This is a genomic window from Armatimonadota bacterium, assembly GCA_018268395.1.
In the GTDB taxonomy this organism is placed as follows: Bacteria; Armatimonadota; Fimbriimonadia; order Fimbriimonadales; family Fimbriimonadaceae; genus JAEURO01.
The window spans coordinates 148463-170832 of the sequence record JAFDWQ010000010.1; the positions used below are offsets into that span (position 1 = coordinate 148463).

Annotated in this window: 20 protein-coding genes; 7 read left to right on the forward strand and 13 right to left on the reverse strand. The window is 61.7% G+C overall.

Translation table 11 applies throughout. The annotated features are described in order from the left end of the window. Positions 1–3 precede the first annotated feature (3 nt). Both JST30_16180 and JST30_16185 read right to left on the reverse strand, forming a co-directional pair. Positions 4–1821 carry a hypothetical protein gene (locus JST30_16180; GenBank protein ID MBS1715866.1) on the reverse strand — a complete coding sequence of 606 codons (1818 nt, stop codon included), beginning with the start codon at positions 1819–1821 and terminating at the stop codon, positions 4–6. A 66-nt stretch (positions 1822–1887) separates the two neighbouring features. After that, on the reverse strand, positions 1888–2370 hold the full coding sequence (locus JST30_16185; protein ID MBS1715867.1) for a hypothetical protein: 483 nt from the start codon (positions 2368–2370) through the stop codon (positions 1888–1890). 298 nt (positions 2371–2668) lie between these two features. Between JST30_16185 and JST30_16190 the strand changes: the two genes are divergently transcribed. After that, entirely contained in the window at positions 2669–4555 is a 1887-nt protein-coding gene (locus tag JST30_16190; GenBank protein MBS1715868.1) for a DUF4365 domain-containing protein, read from the forward strand. Between the two features lie 12 nt (positions 4556–4567). Here the strand turns inward: JST30_16190 and JST30_16195 are convergent, their stop codons facing one another. From JST30_16195 to JST30_16210, 4 genes are all read right to left on the reverse strand, one after another. Next, positions 4568–5761, reverse strand: coding sequence for a hypothetical protein (locus JST30_16195; protein MBS1715869.1), 1194 nt, complete (start codon positions 5759–5761; stop codon positions 4568–4570). A gap of 909 nt (positions 5762–6670) precedes the next feature. Next, entirely contained in the window at positions 6671–7954 is a 1284-nt protein-coding gene (locus tag JST30_16200) for a tetratricopeptide repeat protein (GenBank protein MBS1715870.1), read from the reverse strand. 5 nt (positions 7955–7959) lie between these two features. After that, on the reverse strand, positions 7960–8856 hold the full coding sequence (locus JST30_16205; GenBank protein MBS1715871.1) for a prepilin-type N-terminal cleavage/methylation domain-containing protein: 897 nt from the start codon (positions 8854–8856) through the stop codon (positions 7960–7962). Positions 8857–8910: 54 nt separating this feature from the next. After that, the gene (locus tag JST30_16210; protein MBS1715872.1) at positions 8911–10332 is read right to left on the reverse strand and encodes a DUF4331 domain-containing protein; all 1422 of its coding nucleotides are present in this window, start codon (positions 10330–10332) and stop codon (positions 8911–8913) included. Positions 10333–10614: 282 nt separating this feature from the next. Here JST30_16210 and JST30_16215 point away from each other — a divergent pair, with 282 nt between their 5' ends. Next, entirely contained in the window at positions 10615–11370 is a 756-nt protein-coding gene (locus JST30_16215; protein MBS1715873.1) for a hypothetical protein, read from the forward strand. A 29-nt stretch (positions 11371–11399) separates the two neighbouring features. After that, positions 11400–11837, forward strand: coding sequence for a hypothetical protein (locus JST30_16220; protein MBS1715874.1), 438 nt, complete (start codon positions 11400–11402; stop codon positions 11835–11837). Here the strand turns inward: JST30_16220 and JST30_16225 are convergent, their stop codons facing one another. From JST30_16225 to JST30_16235, 3 genes are all read right to left on the reverse strand, one after another. After that, the gene (locus tag JST30_16225) at positions 11838–12224 is read right to left on the reverse strand and encodes a hypothetical protein (protein ID MBS1715875.1); all 387 of its coding nucleotides are present in this window, start codon (positions 12222–12224) and stop codon (positions 11838–11840) included. It abuts the gene before it with no gap. Between the two features lie 809 nt (positions 12225–13033). Further along, positions 13034–13282 carry a hypothetical protein gene (locus JST30_16230; protein MBS1715876.1) on the reverse strand — a complete coding sequence of 83 codons (249 nt, stop codon included), beginning with the start codon at positions 13280–13282 and terminating at the stop codon, positions 13034–13036. Then, complete coding sequence (locus JST30_16235; protein MBS1715877.1) at positions 13282–14247, reverse strand: hypothetical protein; 966 nt, start codon at positions 14245–14247, stop codon at positions 13282–13284. The genes JST30_16230 and JST30_16235 overlap by 1 nt, the downstream gene beginning before the upstream one ends. Before the next feature lie 524 nt (positions 14248–14771). Between JST30_16235 and JST30_16240 the strand changes: the two genes are divergently transcribed. After that, complete coding sequence (locus tag JST30_16240) at positions 14772–14963, forward strand: hypothetical protein (protein MBS1715878.1); 192 nt, start codon at positions 14772–14774, stop codon at positions 14961–14963. 71 nt (positions 14964–15034) lie between these two features. Beyond that, positions 15035–15193, forward strand: a complete 159-nt coding sequence (locus JST30_16245) for a hypothetical protein (GenBank protein MBS1715879.1) — start codon at positions 15035–15037, stop codon at positions 15191–15193. Positions 15194–15211: 18 nt separating this feature from the next. Here the strand turns inward: JST30_16245 and JST30_16250 are convergent, their stop codons facing one another. Continuing rightward, entirely contained in the window at positions 15212–16366 is a 1155-nt protein-coding gene (locus JST30_16250; GenBank protein ID MBS1715880.1) for an HlyD family efflux transporter periplasmic adaptor subunit, read from the reverse strand. 185 nt (positions 16367–16551) lie between these two features. On the opposite strand from JST30_16250, the gene JST30_16255 reads away from it, so the two are divergent. Beyond that, on the forward strand, positions 16552–17307 hold the full coding sequence (locus JST30_16255) for a helix-turn-helix transcriptional regulator (GenBank protein ID MBS1715881.1): 756 nt from the start codon (positions 16552–16554) through the stop codon (positions 17305–17307). 9 nt (positions 17308–17316) lie between these two features. On the opposite strand, the gene JST30_16260 is transcribed toward JST30_16255, so the two are convergent. After that, positions 17317–18033, reverse strand: coding sequence for an endonuclease/exonuclease/phosphatase family protein (locus JST30_16260; GenBank protein MBS1715882.1), 717 nt, complete (start codon positions 18031–18033; stop codon positions 17317–17319). Positions 18034–18530: 497 nt separating this feature from the next. Here JST30_16260 and JST30_16265 point away from each other — a divergent pair, with 497 nt between their 5' ends. After that, the gene (locus JST30_16265) at positions 18531–19835 is read left to right on the forward strand and encodes an NHL repeat-containing protein (GenBank protein MBS1715883.1); all 1305 of its coding nucleotides are present in this window, start codon (positions 18531–18533) and stop codon (positions 19833–19835) included. Between the two features lie 95 nt (positions 19836–19930). Here the strand turns inward: JST30_16265 and JST30_16270 are convergent, their stop codons facing one another. Then, the gene (locus JST30_16270) at positions 19931–21085 is read right to left on the reverse strand and encodes a PQQ-binding-like beta-propeller repeat protein (protein MBS1715884.1); all 1155 of its coding nucleotides are present in this window, start codon (positions 21083–21085) and stop codon (positions 19931–19933) included. Positions 21086–21092: 7 nt separating this feature from the next. Beyond that, the gene (locus JST30_16275; GenBank protein MBS1715885.1) at positions 21093–22277 is read right to left on the reverse strand and encodes a PQQ-like beta-propeller repeat protein; all 1185 of its coding nucleotides are present in this window, start codon (positions 22275–22277) and stop codon (positions 21093–21095) included. Positions 22278–22370: the final 93 nt, after the last annotated feature.

The following is a 22370-nucleotide window of genomic DNA, read 5'->3' on the forward strand; positions in this document are numbered from 1 at the left end:
GGTTCACTTCTTGATGAACTTCTTCTTCGTCTTGTCGAAGCCCTGTTCGACCTTCTTGTGGTCGTAGTGCCACACGGGCGAACCGGAGCGCTGGTAGAAACACACGTAGCTGGACAGTAGCGAAGCGAGCATCCTTCGCGACGTCCGCCGGACGACGTTCACTTCCCACAGGATCGTGAGGAAGTCGGCGCCCTTCGGCCAGTGCGTCATGACTTCGCGCAGGACGTCGAACGTCGACATTTCCTCGGCGCGTCCCGCGATCTCACGGAGCTCTTCCATTCGCTGGCTGCTGACGTAGACGACCGGGTCGGTCTGATCGAGCCATGTGAACTCGAAGACGTTCGGTTTGCCTGTTTTGGTCAGGCTGAAAACGGCCCCTGACTCGACGGGCTGGTCGAGCCACCAGTCGAAGAAGCCGAACATGAGCCGGATCTCGTTGTTGACCCACACCTGGAGCTCACGCCCCTCACGGTCGATGAACAGGACTTCCTGGATGCGCGGGTCCGGATCGAACCAGCCGCTCGGGAACTGGGAGAGCGGGAACGTGCCGAGTTCGCGGTGCACGGGCTTGAGGACGAGCCGGACGGTGTCCATTTCGACCTTCGGCGCGGGAAGGACGTCCTCGTCGTTGACGTCCATCGCGAGCGGGTGCACGATGAGTTTCCGCAGCGAACTCGAGAGGCCTTCGTCGGTGAGTTCGACGTCGACGGGGTCTCCGTCCTCTTGAAGGAACTGCGTCTGTTCGAACAGGAACGGTTCGGGCAACGCTTCGATGAAGTCCGGGGCGCTTTTCGGCTGCCGGAACCGGTCGCCGCCGACCCACCACACGCGAGGGTCGACCTTGAGCGCGGACATCATGTTGCGCAAGTCGTCGGGGAACGTCTTGACGGTCGGCGTGACCTCGAACATCGATTCCAGCAGCGAGATCGCGGTCGACGTCCCGTCGAACCCGGCGATCTTTTCGACGACGCCTTCGATGTCGGACTTCTTGAGTTCGAGCGGGGCGGCGTCTTCGACTTCGATGGTCGGGCTGACCTTATCGGACAGCTTGACGGCGGCGCTGACCCACTTCTTGGCTTCGCTCTCCGGATGAAGCGTGCCGTCCGAAGCATAGATGAAGCCGGGGATGCTAAGAAGTTCGGAGTTAAAAGCGCGCCAATCGTACAGCAGGTGCGAGCGCGGGTCTTGCGGGTTCAAAGCGCGCCAAGCGGCGGCACCGAGGGCCTTGGCCCCGACAGGCGCGGCCTTCTCCAGGGCCAGCAAGATCGCGTCGTTCTGCGTCCAATCGAAGTCGCCCAGTTTCTTTTCGGCGGCTTCGACCTCTTCGAGGGTGATCTTGTTCAGTCGGAGCGCCCGATCGACGTCTTCGTCATAGGCGGCGAAGACCATGCCCGCCAAGGCGACACGGTCGTCGAGGATCTGGAAGACGTCCTGCTCGGACTGGACGATGCGGCGGACAGCGGTCTCAACGTCGTCGACGGGCTTAGACTTAGAGCGCGAGAGCTCGCGGACGAGAAGTTCGAACGGGATCGGACCCCCGAAGCGGTCGACGACGACCTTCAGGGCTTCGTGGAGGGAACGGCCCTCGCCCTCGAGACGTGCAGCCGGGATCCAGCGGCGCTCGACGTAGGCGAACATGACCGGGTTCGACGCAAGGAGCGAGCGGACGGCGGAAAGTCCGAGACCGTCTTGCTGGAGGAGGTCGGCCAGTTCGCTCGGCTTCACGACCTCGTACAATTCTGTGAGCTTCTGGAGGATCAGGCGGTCGGCGTATCCGCGCGCGACGCTTTCTTCGGGTTTGAGTTCGTATGCTTTTGCCAAGGCAAAATCCCTCCCCGTATGGGATTCGGGGCGAACGTTCAGTCTAGCATACGCGGCCGGGGGTCGCTAGACCTTGTTTTTCGGCCGAACGTCTCCAACGATCTGGCGGACGCGACGATAGAACCGCACCCAGCTCAAAAGGGTCTCGTCATCGATGGAAGGTGCTTCGATCGTCGACAGTGAGCGATGGGCCGTCCACTGTGCCTGGTCGGCGAAGGGCCAAAACGGCTGCGGGATCTGCCGATGGAAAAGTCTGAAGAACACCGGAACCCTCCACTTCGGCGCTTCGTCCAGTCCTGACCTGAGGAAGGCGGCATACCTTCTTAAAAGTGCGTTCGTGCCAGGAGTCGGAGGATGGCTCTTGAAGTCATCGTAACAGCACCAGACAGCATTCGCGACCTCGAATGTTTCGTCCGACCCGAAGTGCTCCCAGACCGTGTCGTCCAATTCTAAGTTGTCGATCTCCCCTCTCGACCATGCCTCGATCCTGTCGGCCAAGTGTTCCCGCGACTGGGTCGACGTAGCCTTCTCGGACGCGCCCCCGCACATGGTTGACAGTATGCAGCCTGAGGCAACGCGCCTGTACCGAGCGTCGTCCCTTCAGTGTGCGTCCGGATGTGTGGCCGGGGTGATGTCTCGTGCACCCCGGTCGGTACGACAAACTTAACGCGGCGTCAGTTGGAAGACACGTGGTCCCAGAACGAGCCTGCCGTCGAAGACCAGTGTCCGTTCCGGACCGGGGTGCACAAATCATCTCCTCGGCCAGGCGCCCGGACCATGCCACGGCCCCCAGACGGCCCCGGAGGACCGGTCATGACGATAAGCCAAAATCATTATTGGCGACCAAATGCCAATTCGCACGCGAGAGCACGAGCTCGAAGACGAGAGCCGCAAGGCTTTCTCTGCCGTCCTACCGTCGGGGTGGACGTTCAGCCGCGTCGACAACGACTATGGCCTTGACGGAGTCGTCGAGCTGTTTGACAAGGGTCAAACCACTGGTCATCTCTTCTGGGTTCAGCTGAAGGCAACGGACGAAGTCAATCAAAACAAGGCGCTCAAACTGAGGGTCTCGCTAGAGCATTGCCACTACTACAGATCGCTTGAGATGCCCGTCCTTATTGTTCGTTACTTGGCATCCTCATGTCGGCTCTTTGTCAAGTGGTTCTGCAAAGTGAGTTTTCGACACGCTCGGGCCAGCGCCAAAACGGTCGGACTATCGCTTGCTGCAGCCGACGAGTGGACGGCGAGAACCCTCGAAGAGATTCGGGTTGATCTCGAGCTACTGCGCGTGCTCAAGGAAGGCATGCCACGGGCGTTTAAGCTTTCTCTCGCGGCTCCCGATCTGGATCCCCAAGCCCGGTACGGAGCCCTGAATTCCATCCGTCGACGAACGTCCCAAAGCAACTTGACACCGACTCTGGTTGACGGGGACGCGAGCGACGCACTAGTGAGGATATTTATTGGGGATGGCTCTATCACCGTCTGGGTCACGATTCGACGTAGCTTCCGCATACCGATCCGTCAGAGCCACCTCGATCCAACGACCGGTGGCGAAGCGATCGCGGCCGATGTGTTGACCATGGCGGGGCTTCTCATTGGATTCTGGCACCGCCTACCAGGGGGTGAGCTCATCGCCAGTAACGTGCTGGATTCGTCCTTTGTCTCGCCTAGTCTGATGTGCAGCAACCTTGCGATTTCGCTTGCCTCTGTTGGGCGGTCGGACGACGCCGTGAAGCTACTCACACGTTTGGTGGAGCTGCATTGTGTTGAGGCTTCGTATTGGGTTATCACAGCGTTTCTTATCGCCGGTCTCGACGGGCCCGAGGCAATGGAGCCCGCACTCGCGCTTGTGCGAAGCATCGGAGCCCGCATAGAACACAGCCTGGGCAGCAAATTCGCCTCAACCCTAGAGTACAGCGTAGGGAACCGAATCCGGGCTGAGCACCCGGAGCTGGCCTTGGAGTGCTATCTTCTTGCCGCCCAGCTCGATCCAAGCTATAAGGAGCGCGCATATTGGCACTCTGAACTGGGCGGGATACTCTTTCTCCTAGGTGAGTTCGTTGCGGCGGCGAGGGCGTACTTGCAGGCCCAAGTCATCCAGGAGGAACCAGCCGACTTCGGCAAATGCGCCGACGCGTTGTTGTTTGCGGGCTTCTATGACGATGCGAAGGGATTCTTCCTAAGGGCCGGGCCAATTCCCGAATGGCGTCTTAAAGTACTCCTGTTGGACATGATTGCTGCCGAGGGGTTTCCAAGTACGCAGCGGCGGCACTTAGACGCCGAGTACCGTTGGCCGGCCTTGAAGGGGGATGAGCAAGCAAGAGTAGGGATCATCCGTAAATGCATGGCCCAAGACGCCCTATCGCCACGCGCCTGGGTATGGCTCAGTGAGCACACAGCTGGTCGTCCGCCTAACCACCAAGCCGACTGCCTGACCGCGGCCGCGGTCAGTTCAATGTATGACCCTGTGCTTTGGTGCAGGGCCCTCGTTGTTACGATCGACGCTCTTGGTTTAGACAGCGAGAGAACCGCCGATTTGATTGCCTGCGCATGTTTCCTAAATCGAAGTGCAATGTTGGACACTGCGTTGGCCATGAAGCGCGATGGCGTCCCGATGGATGACGAGGTTCTCCGACGCCTCAGTGAAGAGCTCGCAGGCTTGGACGGCCCTGACGAGGCTCCAATTCTCATTAGGCAGGTGCACGAAGATGGTACCTACACCGAAATGGGGTAATAGCCGGCACGATCACCCGCCTTCATCCGTCGTCGGGGTATCTGTTGCGGTGTGAGAAAGCTCTCTTTGGATCTCTGCCTTGCGCTTCTCGATCGACTTCGTCATGACCGGCATGACGTTTTCCAAGTGCCACTGAATCTCGGTTTCGAGGGGAGGAGCTAGTTCCATCAACCGATCGGTCAGTAGGGCAAGCACCCCGAGCAAGACGGCCGTGTTTTGGGCTTGCTGCTCGGCGAGCACGGAGAAGATTTTCTGGAATGGTGCGTCCTCGGCCCTAATGTCCACGTAATTGTGAGGCTGCAGATCTGCAATTCCACGCTTGTGGAGGATTCCGCTACGGTATTTGTTGAGGTCGTCAATGTTCTCGGACTTTATCATCTCAAGAACGAATGCCCCGTAATGGGTTTCACGCGCCGTATCCGGGATGGCTGCTTCGAGTGCTCTGACCCTGGATGCATGATTTTTTCTGTCTTCGAGATCCTTAACACCGAAAACTAGCCCAAGGATGGCCATGGACTTTTCGACAGTAGCCTTTAGATAGGTGAAGATCAGGTCGGCCTGCATTATCGCGTCGACCTCGGCATTGATCATCGCAGCGGCCCTTTTGTTGTCGGCGGTGTAAGTGGCCAGCCGCAGGTATTCCTGCATTGCGATTGAAGTCTTCTGTTGTAAGAACAGGATTTCGTACAGGAAGGCAACGAGAGCGTCTGCCTGCGGATGCCCGGATGCCCTAATACTATGTACTGACCTGTTGAAGTCAACATCGATGAACCATTTTAAGGAAACGACAGGAATCTTGATCTCCATCGGAAAGACAAGGCTAGCGAGCATGAAGGATCGGGAGCCAATGCCAAGGTTCAGCGGCGGCCAACTCTCTGTCACCTGGCCCAACCTCAGATACGTCGTCATGGTGAAAACTTTCAGGGCGTCGCATCTCCTTGAGTCGGAGTCTGTAAGCACGACCCCTTCCCGGTCGCGGCTGAACCGCACATACATCAGCTCCATAAGCTCAGGCCCGAAGTCTTCTTCCTCGCCGAAGACTTCTTGGGCAAGTATTGTCTTTGCGGACGCCTGCGGCGCACCGTCCAAAGGTATCCAGCGACGCGTTAAGATGCTCCTGAACTTCCTGGCAAATGGTTCGGCACGCCAAAGAGGCCCTGGCGAAACTGCGGCGAACATTGAGCCAGCCTGGACCACTTCACCCAAGCTTACGGGAAAGTCCTCAGGGGCCCTGACCCACCAGAGGCAAATCCGTAGCATCAATTTGCTGAGTTGTTTCACAATGAGATTTCCCAGTGGACTCATTTTGGCGTCCGGATTGGGCAACGGCCAGTACCGTTTTCGTCGGCGGTGGCAAGGACATAACGCTCCGTCTGAATATTGACTGGGAACCGGTTGGCGAGTGTTTCGGTCCTTGTCCGAAGGACTTCTGCAGTTCGCGCACGGGGAGCCGTGGCAAGGATTGCCAGCCCGGACTTCGTTGCTCCCAGTATTCCCCCGTCCGGCTACAGACCATGAACCGGTCCGCCCTTCTTCCCGGCCCGACGTCCGGTCTTGAGCGACGGAAGCCGCGTCAGGGGCCACTCAGACCTCTTCAGTCGCGACGGCAAAGAAAAAAGTGGCCCGAGGAAGACAAAAAGTCGCCCGAGACGCCCCAAGAGTGAACATTGACCGGGCGAAAGTGGCCATTGTAGGAAAGAAAGTCGCCCAAGAAACTCAATAAGGGGCCCGGATATTGATGGAACAAGGTGTAGGCCAGGTTCACAGGAGCCCCTTCTCCTTGCGCGAGGGTTCGTGCGCGGAGGGAGATGGGCCGGGGATGAGGGTTCCGTCCAGGACCTCGTGAGAATGCACCCTCACCCTCATCCCCCTCTCCCCCGGAGAGGAGAAGGGGTTCCAGAACGGTCGAGAGGTCGAAGGGAATCCCTCAAGGCTTAGCGCGAGGCGACCTTCGTCGTCGGCGCTTCGACGAGCGACGCGAGGTAGGGGCTGAGGTTCTCGGCGGCGGCACGGGGCTGAGACTGACGGCCTGACCCCTCACCCCCATCCCCCTCTCCCCCGGAGAGGAGAGGGGGTTCCGGAGCGGTCGAGAGGTCGAAGGGAAGCCCTCGAGATTCAGCGCGAGGCGACTTTTGTCGCCGGCGATTCGACGAGCGAGGCGAGATACGGACTAAGGTTCTCGGCGGCGGCGAGGCGGGTGCGGCCTTCGTCGACCTGGCCCGCGGCTTCTGCGATCCGACCGGCGCGGGCCCACAGCACGGGTTCCTGTACTCCGCTCGCAAGGCCCTTCCTGATCGTCGCGGCGGCGTCAGACGATCGGCCGTTGGCGAGCTGGGCCCAGGCAAGGGCGCTATAGGTCTGCCAGTTGGTGTGCTCCTTCGCTTCCGACGTCATCAGCTCAAGGGCTTCCTTGAGCTTAATGCCTTGGGCGAGCCAGTTCTCCGCCTGGACGACCTCGTCGCCATGGATGCCGTAGGACAAGTGCTCCTTGATGATGTCGTCGACCATCTGATGCTGCTTGGCGGCTTCGTCACGGCGGCCGGCTTTGGCGAGGAGCGAGGCGTATTCGATCCTGTAGAGTGCAGGGCACTTCTGATCGAGAGCCTTGGCGAAGAAGTCCATGCCTTCGTCGTCCTTCCTTTGCGAGAAGCGCACCCGTCCCATACCGAAGAGCGCGTGCCGGTACTGAGGATCGCGATCGAGAGCGCGCTGATAGGCGCGACCCGCCGCCGCGACGTTGCCGGTCTTGAAGGCTAGGTCGCCCACCTGGGTCATGCACCAGAGCGTGTTCTCGCCGAAGGGGGCGCCGGCATCCGCCGCCTTTTCCATGAGCAGGACCGCGCCTTTGGCGTCGCCCAATGACCACCGGTACTGCGCAGCACGACTGTAGCTGGCCAGGTCCGGTCGGAGGTCGAGCATTTTCTGCGCCGAGGCTCCGGCTTCCTTATAGCGGCCGAGTTCCATTTCGCTGTCGAACTTCACGCCGTAGGCGAAGGGATCGATCGGGTTCTGGGCGAGGGCCTTGTCCGCAAGGTCGCGAGCTTTGTCGAAACTGTGGAACATCGTCCAGCACCATGCGAGGTTGTGGAGCGACACGGGGTCTTTCGGTTCGAGTGCGACCGCGTTTTCGAACGCGGCCAATGCACCTGCATAGTCGTCGAGCGCCGAGTGTTCACGGGCGCGCTGCATCAGGGCCTGACCAAGGTCGTTGTATCCCTTCGCCTTGTCCGGATGACGTGCGACGAACTTCTGGGCAGCGGCGATCATGCGGTCGGCACGGCTGTCGCCTTGGGCTTGGACGCGCTTGAGATCGAGTCGGCGGGCTTCGGTCGGACCTTGGGGGGCGCAACCGGCGATGGTCAGCGAAACAAGGGCAAGGATGACGGTGGAGGTCTTCATGGCGATCAGCGGGGAGGGTCGTTGAGGGGATAGCGGACCTTGTGGTCTGGGAACTGGTCGAGACGGGCCCGGCCCCACCGGAGCCATTTGGAATGTCCGTCGGCATAGATGTAGTTGGCCCCGCCGTTGTGACGGTCGAACTTGATCCAGCCTTCGCGAGGCCGGCTGCCCGCGCCCCATTGGACGAGAGCGGCTTCGCCGGCCCAGGCGTCGTAGTCGTCTTGGGCGATGGCGTGGAAACCGCTGTCCGGATCGGCGAAGCCTTCGGAGTTCCTTTCAGAGAACAGGATGAGGTTCGGATCGGCCAATCCGGCGAGGGCGGAATCGGTCGCAAAGCCGGAAATGACCCCTTCCAAGGCATAGCGGCAGGACTTATGGGTGAACACGCTGTTGAGGAGGTAGCTCCACATCGTCAGGTTGTTCCGTTCGGCCTGGCAGTGTTCGCCCTTCGGAGCGATGTCGCACTCCGTGCCGATCGTCTCGATGCCGCCGTTATAGTCTTCGATCGAGGTCGCCGGCTCTCGGCTCTTGGCGGTGGGGTCGTGTGGGCAGTAGGCGACGGCGCGTGACTTGGCGTAGGGTTGGAAAATCACGGCCCAAGGCTTTTCGGCCTGGCTGTTGCCGAAACCGCCGCCTTGACACTGGTCAGCGGTCGCAGGAAGGTCGACCGTCAGCGTACCGTCGTCGAGCACCCAGTCTTCGTGGTGGCGGAAAAGGGCGCCTTCGTTATCGTCCATGTAGAGACGGGCGGCCACGGACAGTTGCTTCGTGTTCGACAGGCACATGGTCTTGCCTGCGGCCTGTTTCGCCTGGGTAAAGACAGGGAAGAGGATCGCAGCGAGGATCGCGATGATCGCGATGACGACGAGAAGTTCGATCAGAGTAAAGGCGCGGTGTTTCATGGGGTTTCTCAGGTCTTGGAACCGGGGGCGGTCGTCCGCCCCCGGTCGAGGACGTCAGTCGTGGAGCGTCGTCCCCGGGCCGCCCCAAGGCGTGCCGCCATAGGGGAAGACCCTGTCGTAGACCGTGTCGTTGGCGTTCATGTTGTCGCCGACGGGTGTGATCGTCTGATAGCTCGGGCCGCTTGCGATGGCCGTCAGGGCGATGTCGACGACGTCGTCGCCGAAACGCCGTCCGTTCGGCCAACCCGAGGCGACGGGTTGCCCGGAGAAGCCGCTCGTGACGGTGTCGCCGCCGAAGACGCTCAATCGGCTGTAGCCCGCGTCACCCGGGAGCGGGACGGACGGGGTCGAGAGATCGACCTTGAGCACGTCCGGGATGAAGAACCCGACCAGGTCGGTGCGGTTGTTCACCTGGAAGTTCGTGCCAAGGACGGCATTGAGGAGAAAGGCCAGTTCGCAGTTCTCCGCGTACTTCTTGAACCGGGCGACATCGGTCGTCGGAGGGTTCTGGTTGTAGCGGTCTTTGTCAGCGAGGGCGACGAGGGTCTCGTTGAACAGAGGGTTACCCATGCGCGAGACTTGCACCCATCCGCCGAACCGCGTGTTCTGCTCGGAGTTCTCGGCGATTTTGAAGCTCTGGCGGAAGGTGTTCCCGAAGACGCCGATGACGGGGTATTCGCCTTCACCGATGATCTGCGAGATGGGGATCTGCAGGTCGATCGAGTGGACGTTGGTCCCCGAGAAACCGTCCTTCCCCGTTTGGCGCACGCCAAGGAAGTCGAAAATCGCGGGAGTATCGGCGTAGAACCCGTCTTCCCGCTGACCTGCGAACACCTTCGTGCCGTCGTTCAACGTGAAGACGGTCTCTTGGACGTATTGGGGAAGGTCGTTGAAGGTCGACGCGCCTTGGAGGCGGTTGCCGCCGTTGTCGTAGTACTTCGGCGTCGTGCGCGGGCCGACGTTGACGGGCGGGCACTTGAGGACCTGACCGTCTCCGAGATTGATCGTCTGGCCGCCCCTCGTCAGGATGCAGGTGTACGTCTGCGTCGCGTTCTGACGGGGATCGTCGGTGCTGAGGATCGGGCCTGCCTCTGTGCCGAGACCAAAGCTGAGGATCGTGTTCTTGTTCTTGTAAGTCGTGCGGAACTTGAACGTATAGGTGATCGAGGGAGTGCCCTCGAAGACGTAGTCGTTGCCTTGCTTGACGGGCTTGGCGATATTGATCTGGTAGATGACGTCTTCGGCGAACTTGTCGAAGATGACGCCGTTGCCCGGGTCTTCGAGCGGGTTGACGTTCATCGCAAGGTTCAGGACCTTGACGCCTTGGGCGTTGTTCCTGACGAAGGCGTAGACGTCGGTGATGTTGGCGGCAGGGTCGAGCACCATCATCGGAGCGTCGCTGTGGCTTGCGGCCATTGCGTTCGTCCCGACGAGGGCCGCGAGCGCCGCTCCGGTCCATCGGATCAAGGGTTTCATGTGTTGCTCCGGGGCCCTGTCGGGCACCCTGCATCAGTGTCGTCGGCCTGCGTGACGGTCGGATGTGCCCCGGCTGAACGAAGGATGAATGCGGGGAGAGGGAACGAGGAACGGACGGAAAGGGGACGGATAGGTCGAAATCCCGGGCGAGCGTAGCGAGGGACCGACCGAGCCGAACCAAGTCGATAGTGACGGAACGGTCGGACACACCCTTGACGGACGTTGGGTTCTGTCCACCGCATGGTTGACGCGGGCGTCGGCCGCCGACGAGGAAACAGCGTCATGAAGGCGAACACCAGTCCACCCCCACTCGATCCGGCGTACACCTGGATCGACCGCCGGGCCAAGCTCTTCGAAGCCGGCGACTATCCTGACAAAGGTCTGACCGTCGACGAGGACGACCTCCTCAAACTCCAAGACACGTTCGGCGCCCCGGTGCCCGTGCTGATCGAGCACGCCGACTCGCCCCTCCAACTCGGTTTCCTGACCGGAGTCGAAGCCCAAGGCCACGAGCTCTTCGGGATGGTCGCGCTGACTAAGGAAGCGAACGACCTGATCGAGGCATCGGGGGCGCACTCGCTCTCGCTCGGTCTCGATGCCGCGCTCTCGAAGATCCAAGAAGTCAGCCTCGTGTCACGGCCTCGCGTACCTTCGGCCCGCCTGTTCCATGGAGAGGTCCTGAGCCTCGAACCGGACTGGCAGACCCGTTTCCGGCGTCTCGAATCGGACGTTGCGCGCCAGTCTGCCGAAACCCAGGTCGCGCGGCTCCTGAAGGAAGGGAAGCTGGTCCCGGCCCAAGCGGAAGCGGCCCTCGCCCTGCTCGAGGGGTCGCAGACGGTCACGTTCGACGGCGGCCCTGCTCCAGTGTCCTCCGTCGTCTTGCGGTTGCTGGAATCCGCCCGCGCCCACACCCTCTTCGCTCCGACGGCGCCGGAAAGTGCTCCACCGACCGGGATCCCGGACGACGAACGCGCGTTCTACGAGCGCTACTTTGGCGGTTTGAGCCTCGAGGAAATCGCAAAGCACCGCGGAGCGTAAGCCCGCCGTTCCGAACCTGAACCACACCTATGTCCTTATCCAAAGCATTCGAAACCTATGAACGCCCCGGCCTCGTCGTCAGCTACAAGACCGCGGCCGTGAAGGTCTACAAAGGCGCCGCCGTCGGCGTCAACGCCCTCGGCTACCTGGTCCCCATGTCCCACTCGACCGCGAGCTTGAAGTTCGTGGGCACGGCTAACGAGACCGTCGACAACACGGGAGGCGCTTCCGGCGATAAGTCCGTGAACGTGACCAAGTCCGGTTCCTTCGTCTTCAAGGCCGCGAGCGGGTTCACCCCCGTGGTCGCCGATGTCGGCAAGGAACTCTATGCGGCGAGCGACTGGGAGGTCCAGACGACCAACGCGGGCCTGACGAACAGCTACAAGGTCGGCACCGTCGTCGGCCCTGAGACGACCTCGACGGGCCAACCCGGCTACCGGGTGAGGATCGACAACTACACCGTTTAATTAGGAATCAGAAAATGGATCGAACTCATCGGGCTTCACAAGATTTTCGACTCGAACTTGGAGTGTCTCCTCGAGTTCCGATGCCATGAGGTCTAGCACTTCCTGAAGTCCTAGCGCATTTCTACGCGCTGCCTCGTGTAGATCTTTATAGGCGCGGTAGTAGTCCCCGCTCCAAAATATTGATTCTTCCATCGGAGTCTCGTTTGAGTCTAGAACAGCAAAGCGGTAACCCTCATCGATTCCATCGAAAACATGTTCAATGCCGATGCGGCCGTCGCCAATTTCTGCGATATATAAGTCGCTTGCCTGGCTACTCCTACGCCAGTCAAGTTTATTCCTTCTGGTGGCTAAATCTGCGAGTACAAACAAATCTGCAATCGTTTTCATGTGGTCGGTTTTTGATCGTATGGTAATCGGGCCCGTACACTTTCTAAGATTGGAATGGACGGGGCAATGAACTGTGAAACCTTTTCTGCTGAGAATGTGTTTTTGGTTTTGCTTTGAAGATGCAATTCAAGTTGGGTAGCCAGGTGCCTCCCAGCTTTCAATACGGTGTCAAGCACGTCAAGTTCTTCAGGGCTGAATAGCGTGGGAGTCTGTCGAAGACGGGTGAGTGCATCGCAAAAATCCTGTAACCTTACATAGCCAGCGTCGAACTGCTTCGTCCTTATGTAAAGTACGGCCTCCTGAGCCAGTCTTCGACAGTGGACGATTTCATCTGCTGAGATAAACCGCCGCAGTCCAGTCTCTGTCCTCCTCACCGTGGTCTCAATGAGCTCCGCCCGTCGTGTCAATGTTCCCAGTTGAATAAAACTGAACGTCAGTGCAAGGCAACCTACGAAAGTCCCGATCGTCGTGATCCAGTCATATCGGGTCGCGCTGGGATCTTGCGTGAGCCACAGGACAATCACTACAAGTCCAAGAACCGTTGCGATTAACCAGCCCGCCAGCCTTGAGAAGATCGAGGAGGAATTCAATTCTTTTGATATGCTACCAAGTCACAATCCACTCTGTCCACTGAAGTCGCCCGGGGCGGGGTAGACGGCCCGCCCGGGCTGGGAGCTGGTCCGCCTACTTTCCCAAGCGGTCCATAGCCTTAGGCGACCGGAGGCGCGAAAGTCAACGTCACCGAAAGAAAAATCCGGCCCGGACGAGGTCCGTCCGGCCGGATTCCGACTGCCATAACAAGCTCGAGGTTACCTTTTCGAGGATGATTCACGTGCGTCTTCGAGGCGATTGTACGGATCCTTGACGTCCCAAGGATCCCTCCGTGCGGCTTCTTCCCGTGCCAGGCGGTCCCGTTGCTCCTTCGCTTCCCAAATGTAGCCACAGACAAGTAGAACGATGCCCGCGATCGGCAAGACGATCTGCTGGGTGGCGATCCCATACGCGGCGGCACCGATCGCGAGGCCCCATCCCGTGGAAACAACCTTGTTTCTCCCCATCAAGGCCTCGTCACGTTGACCGTCTTCGAGCCCTTCTCGTTGCCCGTGTTCACGATGACGTAGACCTTATAGAACACCTTCGAACCCGGAGCGACGAGACCGTCGTTGGTGACGAACTCGAGCACGCCCGGAGGGTTGCTCCCGATGACCTGCTCCTCGTCGGTCTTGTACTTCGCCCCGAAGCAAGCCCGCAGCTCGTATTCTTGGAGATCCGGATCCGACGAAGCGTTGTAGTTGATCCTGGCTTTGTCGACCACCTCGTCCCAGATCGCAGAAACGTTCACGGCGGCGGGCGTGTGTCCCTTGGCCGGCGTCAGCCTCGGCAGAGATTGTACGAGCTGGTGGCTTGCGGGAAAGGCGCCGGCCACGGCTTGGCGGTACTGCTTGAGCCGTTGGAAGACCGGAGCGAAGACCTGGTCCCGGGCCTCCCGTGAGAGTTGGGCCACCTGCTCCGCGTTCGCCAATGTCGTGAAGGCCGCCTTCATGGCGGTCACGTCCTGGATGAAGACGAGCACCACGTATCCGCCGGCAAGTTTGAGCGGAGGGGTGAATCCGATCACAGGCGGGTTGTTCGTGTTGATCGTCGTCCACAGGTTCGACATGTCGTCCATCGCGTCCCGCCATTTGCCGGGAGCGTCGCCGTATTGTGGCGTTCGGGGCAGGGCAGGAATGTATTTCGTGCCCGGAAGTTGACCGTTGACGGCGGCTCTGAACTGCAGGAACCGGGGCCTGACACCGGCTCGCTTGACGTCACGGTCCCCGCGAGCGATCTGCGTCGTGTTGTCCTTTTGCTGGACGTCCGTCACGGCCGATTCGACCAGAGCCCGGTCGGCTACAAGGCTCGCGCGGTTGTAAGTGCCTAGGAGCGTCAGTTCTCCCGGCGAAAGGGCCGCGTTGACGTCCGTCCAGTGCTGCAAGAATTCGTCGATCGTGGGGAGCCAGCTTCCAATGGAGGTGATCGGCATGTGTTTCTCTCCGAACCGGACGGAAAGATACACGGTCCGCGAAAGAAATGTCCAGATTCTGGAACTATCTGTCTAAGATCAGTATTTCGGCCCCTCAGAGCTGTCAGAGAGGACTTCATAGCGGTCGGAACGGTATTGAGAGCAGCCAGGAAGACATTCACAGCAAGCAGGAGGACATTCAGAGCCGCCGATGTGACATTCAGAGCGGCCGGAAAGACATGAAGAGCGGTTTGGCAGCGCTTAAGAGCGGTGGGGAAGGCATTCATAGCAACTGGTTAGACATCAAGAGTGGTCGGATACTCATCCAGAGTGGCGGTGGACCCTTTCAGAGCTGGATCGCCGGCTTTCAGACCGATGTCGTGACCCGTAGGGAGAGAGGGTGCCGCCGAGGAGACGATCAAAGTCCGACTTCATCACGTCCGTCTCGGGGCTGGTCGCCTCACTTAAGAACGTGGACTGATGTCTCGGCCGAAGGCCGAGCCCAGGCTCTGGTCGACGTCTTAGGATTCAGGTGAAGGAAGGAGATGGCCCCAGAAGACAAGGATCAGCCCTCATGGGACGCCGTTTTGAAGGCGTATCAGGACGTCGTCTCGGTCTGGAAGGAGCCGACGGAAGACGAAGTCGGGCCCGGCGGACTCTTCGAGGGCGAGAACGAGCAGGCCGGACCGCCGGACCTTGCGGAAGACGCCGACAGCGCCGAGACGCAGGGGTCGTAAGGAGCAGCACGGCCCTTGTGCGCCGACGTACCCTTCGATCGTCTGGTTCTGGCCCTGAGTAAAACAGGGGTGTGGAACACCGGAAGACGTACGCCGAGGCGCTCCAAGACGCCTCCTTGAACAGCCTGTTCGACGTCGACGAAGCGCTCGAGGAGTCGGCCCGTCGCGCTCAGGAACCGGAATCCACAGACGGTGACGGCCAAGCCGAACGGCCTGGCCCGTCTTCTTAGAGGTCGAACGGCGCGGCCTCAGGCCCGCGTCGCCGGTGCGGGCGGGCTCTCGACCTTGACCTGCTCTCCGTCTTTCAGGCCGGAGACGATCTGGACGAGGGCGCCGTCGGTGATGCCGAGCGTCACCCGTCTCTTGCTCCACGTGCTGTCTTCCTTGACTTCGACCCAGAGGTCGGTGCCTTCACCGTGGACGGCGGTCGCCGGGACGACGAGGGCGTCTTCGACATAGCCGGACTTCACGCCGACCCGCTTCACCGTCGCACCCGGCTGGACGAGCGCGCCGGGGTTCTTGAAGGCGATGACGGCGAGGTAGACGCCGCTCGCCTGGCCTTCTTTCGGTGGGGCGACGGAGACGTCCAGGACTTCGCCGTCGACCGGGTCGGAACTGACGCCGTTGAACGCGACGAGGACGTCGGTGCCTTTCTTGACCTTGTCTTTGAGCTCGGCGGGGAGGAAGCCTTGCACGCGGACTTGGCGGAAGTCGACGACGGTCGCCAGGGCCTGGTTGGAGGTCGCCGACATGCCCGGTTTGGCTTCGAGCGAGACGACGGTGCCGGAGATCGGCGCGAGGATCAGGCCCTTGCGCTCGGCTTCTCGGACGGCGGCGAGGGTCGATCGGGCGCTGGCGACGGAGTCCTTGGCCGGTCGGAGCTGTTCGTCCCGTTCCCGCTGGGCTTCGGCGAGCGTGCGTTCGGCGTCCATGCGGGCTTGGACGGCGGCGTCGATGTCGGCTTCGCCCCCTCCGGCCACGACGTCGCGGGCCGTCTTTTCGACGGCGCGGGCCTCGTCCAGCGCTTTCTTGGCGTCCCGCACAGGGCCGGACTTGTCGGCGAGCTCGGCCGAATAGGCGGCGCCTGCGGACTGGGTCTGGGCTTTGGCCGCGGCCTTGGCCGAATCGGTCCCGGGGATGTCCAGCTTGGCGATGGCCTGTCCCTTTTCGACTTCCTTGCCTGCGACGGTGTAGACCTCGACGACCTGGGTGCTATAGGGCGAGGTGGTGACGGCCGACGCCGAGGCAGGGACGACGAGCTTGCCGTCGAAGAAGGTGTAGCCTGTCAGGGCCTGGCGTCTCACGGTGGCGACGGACGTTTCGCGACCGCCTTTGTCGGCGGCCATCGGTGAGCACCCGGCGATCACGAGGGCCAGGAGGGAGAGGGGTGCAGTGCGTGTCATCTCTGGGTCCTTGACGCCTTCGCCAAGTGCCGGACGGGGCGTCAGCATCTTTAACGCACGCCTTTGGAAAAAATTCTGAGGGGGTCCGCTTTCTTAGGGCCTGCGCCGAGGGCGGCGGTCCGGTTCTGCGGCGCCGGTGCATGCCCGTGCACAGGGACCGGCGTGGCACAATCCGAGGACGGTCGATGAGATATTGGCGCGCGTTCCTGGGCGAGCCGCCGCAACGCATGTTCTTGCAGTGGGGCGACCTGCCGCTCGGTCTGAAAGAGTGGGTCCAGCCCTCTGACACCTGGCGGGTCATCCTCTACGACCACGACGGGCTGGCGCGGATCAACGGCCGTTCGTACCCTTACACGAAGGGCCAAGGCTTGATCTTCCCGCCGTTCGCGAGCTGCGCCCACGCCCACGTCGGCCCGCCGTCCTTGGTGGCGTCCGCACATTTCGATTTTCCGCCGACTCAGGAAAAGCCTGTCGCCCTGCCTGCGCAGTTTTCGTTCAGCCGGGAATGGTACGACCTCTTGTGGAACGCGGGGGAGCACGGCATGGGCGGTGCCGAACGGGGCAAAGCTCTCGTGTGGCACGTCCTCTGGACCGTTTCGGAACCGACGTCCGTTCTCCGGACGCAGACCGCGATCTATGACGCCGAGGACATGATCCGCTCCGAACTCGACCAGCCGCTGCGGGTCTCAGAGCTGGCGACACGGCTCGGGATCTCGCAGGGCACGTTGCTGCTCTGGTTCCAGTCCGAACACGGCACGACGATCCGTGGCTTCATCCGGCAAGCCCGGGCGAGGGAAGCGTGCCGCCTGCTGATTTCGACCGACCTCAAGGTCAAGCAGATCGCGGCCCAAGTCGGCGTCCCCGACCTGCACCAGTTCAACAAGCTCGTCCGTTCTCACACCGGCCTCTCGCCTCGGGACTACCGCAACAAGGCGGGCTGACCGCTTCTGTCAGCGGAACTCGACGGTGAGGAGCGAATGGTCGGAGATCCGTTCGGTCCGGACGTCGTGACGGAACCGGCACGTGGTGACGTCGTGGGCCAAGGCCGGGGAGACGTAGCAGTGGTCGAGCCGGAACCCGTTCTGTCTGTGGCTGAACCAAGAGTATTCCGAGGTCTCGGGGTTGCAGGCTCGCCACGCGTCGGTCCAGCCCGTCGCGATCAAGTGCTTGAGGAAGACCGCTTCGCGGATGGGGTCGCCTTGGCAGTCCTCGTCCAAGGCGGTGTTCAGGTCGCCGACGATGAGCGCGCGGTCGTCGGCGCGGGCCTCGGCGAAGGACAGGACGCAATCCCAGAACTCGCGTTTGTTCCAGACTTCCGTCTGGTTCGGCACATGGACGGCGAGCAGCGTCATGTCCGCGTCGCAGTGTTCGACCGCCACCCATCTGTGCGAACTGGTAGGCGTGGCCGGGACCGCGACCGGACGGAGCTCCCCGGCGGACAGGACGCAGACACAGTTCAGTCCGGTCGTCCGGACCCCTTCGGCCACGGCCCCGCAGGCGTCCTTGTGGTGTCCGAGGGGCGCGAGGAGCGTCCTCAACTCCCGCCCTGGCGCGGCCCTGTATTCGGTCAGGACGATGACGTCGGGTGCTTCTTCGATGAGGACCCGAGCGATCTCGGCGCTGCGGCGGCCCCCGCCCGCCCGGATGTTCCACGCCGCCAGTTTCATCCCGGTCCAGTTTGAACGAAGGCCCGACCCGTCTGCGGTCGCTCTGCCGGCGCTTGACTGGGCTGCCCTGCAGGGGCTCTAACGGCCCTCGAAGCATGTCCCCGCGACGTGCGACACGGCCAACAAACCCCGTATCGCCGACCGCGTTCTGAGCCCTTTCCGTAATCCGTCCGTATCACGACCGTAATCCGTCCGTATCACTCGAGATACGCAAGGACGTCGGTCGGCAAGCGGAACAGGGAAGGAACCGCCTGACATTGTGGGGGGTCGGACGCCGCACCGCCGATGACGTGCCGTGGAAGGAAGTGGTCAAAAGTCCGGTTCTGGTCGAAATCAAGACACCTTTCTTGACTACGAAACGGCACAAGAGTCCTTCAGCCACTTCGTCCGTTCCCCCACCAGAGGTTGAATTCGTCCAACGGTAGCGAGAAACGACCACTTGTAGTGACGGAACCGCCGGCACAATGTCCGAGACGGCTCCTTTTGGAGAGGACGACATGCACTTGACAGTCTCGAACCCGCTCATCCGGCTCGCGTGGCCGGTCCTGGCCTTGACCCTGGCCGCGCCGGCCCGCGCCGACTACTACACGACCTACAACGACACGACGAACCTGATCGGCGGGATCTCTCGCTGCGACGACGCCGGGACCGTCATCGGGACGTTCGGAGAGAACGTCCTCTACTATCCCATTTCGGTCGCCTTCGACAAGTTCGGCGTGCTCTATGTCGGCGACTATGGGAACGGCAAGGTCCAGAGGTTCCTGCCCGACGGCACGTGGGTCGGCGAGTTCGCCGACGTCGGGGACCAGATCAGCTCGATCGCGTTCCATCCGGACGGCAGCTTGCTCGTTTCGCGTTACGTCGGCGGGGCGGTCTGGCGCTTCGCTGCGGACGGGACGCCTCTTGGAGAGTTCGTCGCCGACACCGGGTTCCAGCGGAACGGCCAAATGGCGTTCGACGCGGCGGGCAACTTCTATATCCCGTCTTGGACGGAGTCGACGATCAATCAGTACGACACCGACGGGAACTACCTCGGCGTGTTCTCCGACACGGACAAGTCGGGCATCTACGGCCCGACCGGGATCGCGTTCGACGCGTTCGGTCAGATGGTCGTCACCGAGTACACGACCTACGGACTGAAACTGTTGGACGGAGGCGGGTTCCTCGCCGCCGATCTGGGAGCCACGTTCGGCGAACCCGAATATGTCACCGTCGAGGCCGACGGTACGTACCTGATCCCCTACTTTTATCTGAACACGGTCCATCGCTTCGCAGCAGACGGCACCGACCTAGGCGAGTTCACGACGGCGCCCGGGCCCTACCAGACCGTGAAGGGTGCGTACTACACGGTGCCGGACGGTTATACGCGGTTGCGCGGCAAGGTCGACAGCGGCGGCGTCGAGAGCCTCTGGTCGGTCGATGCCGACGTGTTGCGCGTTTGCAGGTTCGTGGTGGCGAACTCGGTCGAACCGCCCGTCCAGGTCAAGGTCCACGGGACGCTTCCAGTGAGCGAGGCGTCGACGCTTTCAGTCTGGATGACCTCGAGGATGGCGTCCAACGGGTTCTTCAAGCAGGAACTGATCATGATCGACGAGAACGGGGTCGAAAGCCCGACGATGCGACGGACGGACACGGTGAACACGGGAGGTGCCATCGTCTCGCTCCAGACCGACGACGCCGCGTCGTTCATCGGTGACGACGGATCGGTCTCGGTCCGGTACAACGTCCGCCCTTCGGGCCCGGTCTCGGTCCAATTGTGGTGCCATGAGGCCGACCAGATCCTTTGGACGGCCGCTCCCTAGTCACGTCGGGATTTGGAAGCGGCACGGCACGGACGCCCGGGCGCACCGGCACCCCTATGCCAGGGGTGCCGGTGCCTGTATGGGGCGACGTCTCCTCAAGGGCCGAACGCGTAGAGCTTTCCGTCCAGACACCCGGCGTAAAGCGTGCCGTCGTCCCCGATCGCCGGGTTGGACGTGAAGAGGGCCTCGGGCAAGGGGGTCTGACGGACGATGGAAAGCCCCGAATTGAAGACAGTCAGATTCTTCTCGAACGGGATCGCCCATCTCTTTCCGGTCGCCATCCCCCAGAACAATCTGCCGGACCCGTCGATCAGCGGGGACGACCATGTCGAGCCGAGAAAGTTGGAGTTCGGATCCTCTAAGTACTTCTGGACGAGGACGTTGCCGTTCGGCGAGAGCTTATAGAGGTTGTAGTCAAACCCGTAGTACACGTTGCCTTGAGCGTCGACGGACGGAGAGGCGTACGTGCCGTAAGCGAAGATCGGAGCGCTCCATTTGACGCTGCCCGAGGAGGAGTCGAGCGCGGTCACGGTCTGCCCGCCGACGAGGACGTCCCCGTTCGGAGAGACCGCGATGGGAGCCGCCGTGCCGGAGACGGGGGTCGTCCAGACCAAGGCGCCTTGAGCGTTCAAGCAGACGACACCGGTGTCTCCAACGGCGAGGATCTTGCCGTCCAACGTCTCGCTCGGCCCGCCTTCAAGGTTCGTCCCCAGCGTGTACTCCCACCGTTTCGTCCCTGCGGGGCTGAACGACGTCAGCTTGCCGTCGAGGTTGACGTAGACGTTGCCGTCGCTTCCGACCATGACGTGTGACCGGACGGGTTCAGAGGCTTGGTACCGCCACAGTTCGGAACCGTCCGGGCCAAGAGCGACGAACGTTCCATCGGCAGTGCCGGCGTAGACCCGGCCGTCCGCTGCCACGGCAGGCGTCGAGATCGTTTGGTCTTCGAACCAAGGAAGGGTGAACCGCCACTTCAACGTGCCGTCGGGCTTGACGGCGGTGATCGTACGCGTCGGGCGGAGCGTTTCGTGCCACGTCGTCCCGACGATGACGGAGCCGTCCGGAGCGACGACCGGCGAGCAGATCACCGGGCCGCCGACGTCGAACGACCATTTCACCTTGGGTTGTGCCGGAGCCGTCACCGGAGTCAGTCCGTTCCGTTGGTTGTTGCCGTGAAAGGTCGACCAAGCCGGACAGGCTTCGGGCACAGCGACGGACAAGAGCGAGAGAAGACAGACGAGTCGTTTCATTTGGAGTTCACTTGATGCGGAAGACGTAGTTGAGCTGGTAGTTGAAGAACCCGGAAACGAAGGCCGAGCCGTCGGTCGAGAGGGCGGGTTGGGTGACGAGTTGGTCGGCGACCTTGAGGCTCCAGGCCAAGGTGCCGTCGGGCTTGAGGCAAGCGACCACACCGTCGCTCGACGAAACGTAGATCCTGCTCCTGACGTCGATCGAGAGTCCTTCGACGATGTTGCCGACGAACGGCAGAGTGGCCGTCCAGACCAGGGTGCCGTCGTCTTTGTCGTAAGCGAAGACCCGGTTGCCTTGTGGGACGAGCGCTCGGCCAAGCCCATCGAGGCAGACGCCCCAGCCTCCGTTCGTGGCGTTCCACTTCACCGTCCCGTCTGCGCGGTATGCGGTGGTCCCACCGACCGTCGTGTAGAGGGTGCCGTCCGGACCGAAGCAGACTTGAGTCCGCGTGCCTTTCGTGGACGTCTTCTGCCAACGCAGCGATCCATTGGAGTCGTAGTACGATACGTCGGTCGAGCCGTGGGGCTCGTTCGTCCTGACGCCGCCTATGGCGACGTCCCCGTTCTTCGCGACGGCCGGATCGGTCTGACTGAACGCCGACGCCGTCCAGACCACGGACCCGTCGGGACGGATCCTGCGCAGGCTGGACTGAAGGTGAACGATGTCCCCGTTCGGCAAGACGGCCGGTGCGCGGTCGTTCGTCATGTTGGCGTTGCCTGAAATCGTTGCGATGAGGGATCCGGTGGCGTCGAACCCGACGAGTTGCCCGTTTCCGGAGTTCATCACCACGCGGTCGCCGCTCATGAGGGCGGGCATGGAGCGGACGCCCTGTGACGCGCCCCACGCATAAGGTTCGACCTTGCGTCTCCAGTCCACCTCGCCGTCGGGTTTAAGGACTTGGACGTAGAGTTCGTTGGACCAAGAGGCGTCGAAGAAGGTCGCTCCTAGCACGGCCCGTCCGGAACGGTCGGCGGCGATGCCGGGAACGGATCCTCCCGTCCGTTGCTTCCAGTCGATCAGTCCGAGATCCGGCCCCGGGTAGAGCGAGCGGCCCGTACGGGCAGGGTCCGCATGGTCCATCGCCCAAGGCGCGCGGACGGAACCCGCCGCAGATCCCGTGCCGATGTGGACTTGAGCTTGTGACGAAACGGCGAGGAGCGAAAGGACGCCCAGACTCAAGAGGGGTTTCATCGTTAGACGTTAGGAGGCGACGTCCGATCTGTCTGATACGTTTCACGGCTCGAAAGGTCCCGGACCAAACTGTCAGAGGGGCCGGTCGATCCC

Coding starts and splice junctions, on each gene's coding strand:
- JST30_16185 (MBS1715867.1), bottom strand. CDS start 2,370: ATGTGCGGGGGCGCGTCCGAGAAGGCTACGTCGACCCAGTCGCGGGAA.
- JST30_16190 (MBS1715868.1), top strand. CDS start 2,669: ATGCCAATTCGCACGCGAGAGCACGAGCTCGAAGACGAGAGCCGCAAG.
- JST30_16200 (MBS1715870.1), bottom strand. CDS start 7,954: ATGAAGACCTCCACCGTCATCCTTGCCCTTGTTTCGCTGACCATCGCC.
- JST30_16205 (MBS1715871.1), bottom strand. CDS start 8,856: ATGAAACACCGCGCCTTTACTCTGATCGAACTTCTCGTCGTCATCGCG.
- JST30_16210 (MBS1715872.1), bottom strand. CDS start 10,332: ATGAAACCCTTGATCCGATGGACCGGAGCGGCGCTCGCGGCCCTCGTC.
- JST30_16215 (MBS1715873.1), top strand. CDS start 10,615: ATGAAGGCGAACACCAGTCCACCCCCACTCGATCCGGCGTACACCTGG.
- JST30_16220 (MBS1715874.1), top strand. CDS start 11,400: ATGTCCTTATCCAAAGCATTCGAAACCTATGAACGCCCCGGCCTCGTC.
- JST30_16225 (MBS1715875.1), bottom strand. CDS start 12,224: ATGAAAACGATTGCAGATTTGTTTGTACTCGCAGATTTAGCCACCAGA.
- JST30_16230 (MBS1715876.1), bottom strand. CDS start 13,282: ATGGGGAGAAACAAGGTTGTTTCCACGGGATGGGGCCTCGCGATCGGT.
- JST30_16235 (MBS1715877.1), bottom strand. CDS start 14,247: ATGCCGATCACCTCCATTGGAAGCTGGCTCCCCACGATCGACGAATTC.
- JST30_16240 (MBS1715878.1), top strand. CDS start 14,772: ATGGCCCCAGAAGACAAGGATCAGCCCTCATGGGACGCCGTTTTGAAG.
- JST30_16250 (MBS1715880.1), bottom strand. CDS start 16,366: ATGACACGCACTGCACCCCTCTCCCTCCTGGCCCTCGTGATCGCCGGG.
- JST30_16255 (MBS1715881.1), top strand. CDS start 16,552: ATGAGATATTGGCGCGCGTTCCTGGGCGAGCCGCCGCAACGCATGTTC.
- JST30_16260 (MBS1715882.1), bottom strand. CDS start 18,033: ATGAAACTGGCGGCGTGGAACATCCGGGCGGGCGGGGGCCGCCGCAGC.
- JST30_16265 (MBS1715883.1), top strand. CDS start 18,531: ATGCACTTGACAGTCTCGAACCCGCTCATCCGGCTCGCGTGGCCGGTC.
- JST30_16270 (MBS1715884.1), bottom strand. CDS start 21,085: ATGAAACGACTCGTCTGTCTTCTCTCGCTCTTGTCCGTCGCTGTGCCC.
- JST30_16275 (MBS1715885.1), bottom strand. CDS start 22,277: ATGAAACCCCTCTTGAGTCTGGGCGTCCTTTCGCTCCTCGCCGTTTCG.